Source organism: uncultured Deefgea sp. (genome assembly GCF_947072475.1).
Lineage (GTDB): Bacteria > Pseudomonadota > Gammaproteobacteria > Burkholderiales > Chitinibacteraceae > Deefgea.
On record NZ_CAMTIA010000100.1, the window covers coordinates 1 to 4,698 of the forward strand.

Sequence of the window (4,698 nt, forward strand, 5' to 3'; positions counted from 1 at the left end):
TTGAAAAGGATGGACTTCGCTATAGCTTCGTCGAGGGTGCATGGAAAAGTAAAACTGTGCCGATTCCTGAGTATAAGCCTGATGAGGTAGGCGGCTTTCATGTGCATTTTCTTACTGGGGATCAGATACAAGTGAGAGTGAGTTCAATTTTACCTAATCATCCTGAATACCGGCCTAGCTACCCGATTGATCCGAACCGAGCCAAACCATGAACGCGATTTCAGCCCCATTATTTCCGGCTCAGGGTTTACGTGCCCTAAGCGCCAAAGAAACTTTGCAGCGCGCCAGCGCGCTGTCATGCAGTGCCGACAAGAAGCCGAGCTGCACTGGGCAAGTGTTTATCGGGATTTTCTTTGACGGTACGGGCAATAATCGTGAGGCCGATTATCTCAAGCCGCCACCGCTGAAACGTAAACACAGCAATGTGGTAAGGCTGTTTCAGGCCTATCGCGATAGCCAAGCAGATGGTTATTTTGCAGAATACATCCCCGGTGTAGGAACGCCATTCCCCGAAATTGGGGATACCGGCGGCAATGTATTTGGTGGGAGTGCCGCATTTAAAGGCGATGAGCGCATGATCTGGGCGTTTACCCGTCTGATTAATGCGCCGCATAGCTTTGTGATTGGTAAAAAGCTGATTGAAGACCCGCAGGCCGGAGAAATGGCCAACAATGTCGGTTCGCTACTCAATATCCGTAATACGGTTTTTAACACTTGGCAGGACAAGCTCAAAGCGGCTCTGGCAGGTAGAAAGCCGACCATCACCCAATTAAATGTTTCGGTCTTTGGTTTTTCACGCGGCGCTGCTGAGGCGCGCGCGTTTGTGAATTGGTTATTTAAAGTGTGCAAACAGGAAGGCGGCGGCTGGACTTTTGCTGGAATACCAATTCGGCTGCATTTTTTGGGCTTGTTTGACACGGTCGCGTCGGTTGGCGTGGCCAATTTATTTGAAGTCCCGGGTGGCCCAGTTGGGCACCAAGGCTGGGCCGACGATAATCTGCAAATCCACCCTGCGGTAGAGCAGTGTGTGCATTATGTTGCCGCGCATGAAGTTCGCGCTTGCTTCCCGCTAGACTCGGCGCGCATTGGCAGTCGCTATCCAACGAATGTCATGGAAGTGCTGTATCCGGGGGCGCATTCGGATGTGGGGGGCGGTTATGCTGCCGGTGATTTGGGCGTGTCGCTGGAACAAAAGCATCAAATGTGCGTAATCCCTGCCGTCAATATGTATCAGGCGGCACGGCAAGCGGGCGTGCCATTGCTGCCGATGGATAGGTTGTCAAATACAGACAAGAATGCACTAACCCCATCTGCCGAAGCGATTAAGGCTTTTAATGCTTATATGCGCGCAGCTAAAGTAGCCAGTGCGCCAATTGAAGTCATGCTACAGAATCATATGGCGCATTATTTTAGCTTTCGGTTGAAGGCGCATGCACGATTTGCAGCTACTGCACCATGGGTGAATGCATCAGTTCAGCACCGAAATTATCTTGGGCAAACACAGCAATGCTTAATTCAGCGTTTAGCAAGTTTAGGCGCCGACCCACGAAACCCTGGTTATGCACCACATTCAGCAGCACAGAATTATGAGAAGTTAATGAAAAGCTCTGGGTTGGCGCTAGGGGATAAAGAGCGCAAGTTGATTGAAGTGGCCAAAAAAATGAATTTGAATGCACTGAACGAAGAGATGGAGCATTTTTTGGCTAATTACATCCACGATTCAATGGCTGGCTTTATTGCTCAACTCAATGAATATTCAAGTAATAGTATTGGTATTATGAAATTTAGGACCGTGTTTCATGGGAATGATTAGTGTGCTGCGCACTTCTCAGTAAGCTGAGATGCCACTCACGATGGGCAAAAGAAATCATTCAGCGGCAGCGGTACATTGCGTTCACTTCAGGCTGGGCAATGGACCGCCTCGAAGACCATCCCGCGCACGAATGGGATAGCGCCGAGCAGCGTGAATTTGCGATTACCGAACTCACCTTTACTGCGCATAACAATCTACCGCGAGATTTAACGCAGCAACTCTTGCAAGTAGCACCGAGTCTACTTGTGGGAGCGGGCTTGCCCGCGAATGCCCTAGATAAAAATACCCTAACCCCGTATCGCGTTGAATTTAAATCCCAACGCCGTGGCCAGCCCATTACCCCTGCTTATAATTTGAACGATACAGAGAGCGAACAGCTAGCCAAACCCAAATCGCGCGGTGTGCAAACAGCGACCGTGGTGGGGCCGCTAGGCGCAGGAGCCGGGTCAGATCAGTCCGAAGAGATTCACACCGATGAAATGGGCCGAATCAAAGTCCAATTTCACTGGCAACGTGGCAGTGAACATCCTGAATTCGGTGCCAATCTGGGCGACAAATCCTCCTGCTGGATCCGCGTCGCCTACCCCAGTGCTGGCGCAAGCTGGGGCCATCAATTCATCCCCCGCATCGGCCAAGAAGTGCTGGTCGACTTTATCGAAGGCGATATCGACCGCCCGATTGTCACCGGCGTCGTCTACAACGGCAGCCACCCAACACCAACGTTTAGTGGCGCTGGTAGCCTGCCCGCCAATAAAACGCTGTCGGGCATCAAATCTAAAGAATACAAAGGTGGGCAATACGGCGAACTGCTGTTTGACGATTCAACCGGCCAAGTCCGCACCAAGTTATCGAGCGAACACGCCAAAACCCAGCTCAACCTCGGCTACCTGATCCACCCGCGCAGCAATGGCAAAGGCGACGCACGCGGCGAAGGCTTCGAGCTGCGCACCGATCAACAAGGCACAATCCGTGCGGGTAAAGGTTTGTTGCTAACGACCGAAGCCAAAGCTGGCGCCAGTGGCAAACAGCTCGATCGCAGTCCAATCAATAGCCAGCTTGAATCCGCCCTCGAACTCGCCAAGAGCCTAGGCGAAGTTGCGACCAAACAGCTCGCCGACACCATAGAAACCGGCGACAACGAGCAAACCATCAAATCGGACAACTCAACTGGCGAAAAGAGCAAAACCGGCCACCTACACCACCACGTTCACGCCGCCAAAAGCTGGGAAGCCGGTAGCAACACCGATTCAGACGGCAAAACTAAATCCGAAGACCATGCCGGCCAACAACCACTATTGATGATCCACGGTCAAGACGGCCTAGCGCTCACCACACCGCAAAGCCTCACCCAAACCGCCGGCAGCAACCTCGACCAAATCGCCCAGCGCGACCAAAACCAAACCACCGGCCGCCGCTGGATCCACAACGTTGGCCAACACATCAGCCTATTTGTGAGCGGAGCAAAAGACAAAATTGCGCTGAAGTTGATCGCCGCCAAAGGCAAAGTGCAAATGCAGGCGCAGAGTGATGATATTGAGATCGTTGGCGATAAAGACCTAAAAGTCACCGCCTGCAAAGAAACCATCACCGTCGTCGCCAAAGACGAAATCCTCGTCACCGCAGGCGGCGGCTATATCCGCCTCAAAGGCGGCAATATCGAAATCCACTGCCCCGGCACAGTCAGCGTGAAGGGGACAAATCACAAGGTCAGCGGGCCAGACCAGATGGATTTTCCCTTACCTGCAATGCCAAATAATATTTGCATTGAGTGTTTGCTGCGTGCCCGCGCAAGTGGTGCGCCCTTTGCAATTAAATAGTAAATAGGTGATGAAGTGTTAACCCTTATTAATCAAGTTAAAGCGATCGCGCATAATGATTTGGACGCACATATTTTTTATGTGCTGATCGATCAGAGTGCTTTTCCTAATATGGCAAGAATAAAAAATAAATTATGTCATTTCAGACTTGCTAATTTAGTTGACCTTTCAACTAAAGAACCTATTGATATGGCTAGTCCAATTTTGGTGCAATTGAATAATGATGAAAATACAGATCAATTGTTGGAATGGCTTTGCACACAAGGCGCTTATGCTAATGGACTCTGCTTTATCAACTCACAGCTTGCTCATAAAGCATTAGCTGAAGCTTTAGCATCACGTCTTGATGCTTTTTTACCCGGCAAATTTCCAGTGTTGCTCCGCTATTTCGATACAAGAATCTTGTCTGAGCTTTTTGTTGTTTTGAGCGAAGAGCAAAAGGCAATCCTTACTAATGGCATTATTAATTGGTGGTATGTGAGTCGCGCAGGTGAGCTGCTGCAGGGTGTTGTTAGCAATCAAACTGAAATAGAAGCAGAGCAAGCTATTTATTTTACTGAAAAGCAAGAAAGCATGCTAATTGACTTATCAACTGCGGATTCAATATTGAATCAACTGCAAACTAATCCAGCAGAAAAACTCTATCAGCTATTGCCTTATCAGCAATATGCGCTGGCAACACAATTATTAATTCAGGCTAATTCTTACGCTATTAGCGAAGTGCCAGAATGTACCGCATTTTGTAGGCTGGGTTTGGATTCTGCTGGTGCGATATATCAAGAGGAACTTTGGCAACAACTATTAGCGAAAGTAAAAAACCAGCAACTGAGTTTTTTCGACGCGCTAGATGAAATGGTAGATAGCCTTGCTTAAGTTTATTAAATATCGAAGCAGAAAATTAATCGTGCTTTACCCAATATTGCTAGCCGTACTGTCCTTACAAGGCTGCGAGCCGCGTGGGAAATTGCCTAGTTCTGCGACTACGCCCTCTGCCGCAGCATCAGGTGTTGAGGAGCGTACTCAGGTGAATGGTTTGGGAATTCATGGGTATAACTATACCGATACATC

The 4,698-nt window shown here is 49.3% G+C and carries 4 protein-coding genes; all 4 read left to right on the plus strand.

The window, feature by feature from the left end; translation table 11 throughout:
• Positions 1-212 (plus strand): DUF3304 domain-containing protein (locus Q0V82_RS16355; protein ID WP_297577508.1); only part of this gene is annotated, 212 nt, incomplete at its 5' end.
• Positions 209-1,813, plus strand: a complete 1,605-nt coding sequence (locus Q0V82_RS16360) for a DUF2235 domain-containing protein (RefSeq protein WP_297577511.1) — start codon at positions 209-211, stop codon at positions 1,811-1,813. The genes Q0V82_RS16355 and Q0V82_RS16360, both read left to right, overlap by 4 nt.
• 98 nt (positions 1,814-1,911) lie before the next feature.
• The gene (locus Q0V82_RS16365) at positions 1,912-3,630 is read left to right on the plus strand and encodes a DUF2345 domain-containing protein (RefSeq protein ID WP_374758562.1); all 1,719 of its coding nucleotides are present in this window, start codon (positions 1,912-1,914) and stop codon (positions 3,628-3,630) included.
• 15 nt (positions 3,631-3,645) lie between these two features.
• Positions 3,646-4,503, plus strand: a complete 858-nt coding sequence (locus Q0V82_RS16370; RefSeq protein ID WP_297577512.1) for a DUF4123 domain-containing protein — start codon at positions 3,646-3,648, stop codon at positions 4,501-4,503.
• Positions 4,504-4,698: the final 195 nt, after the last annotated feature.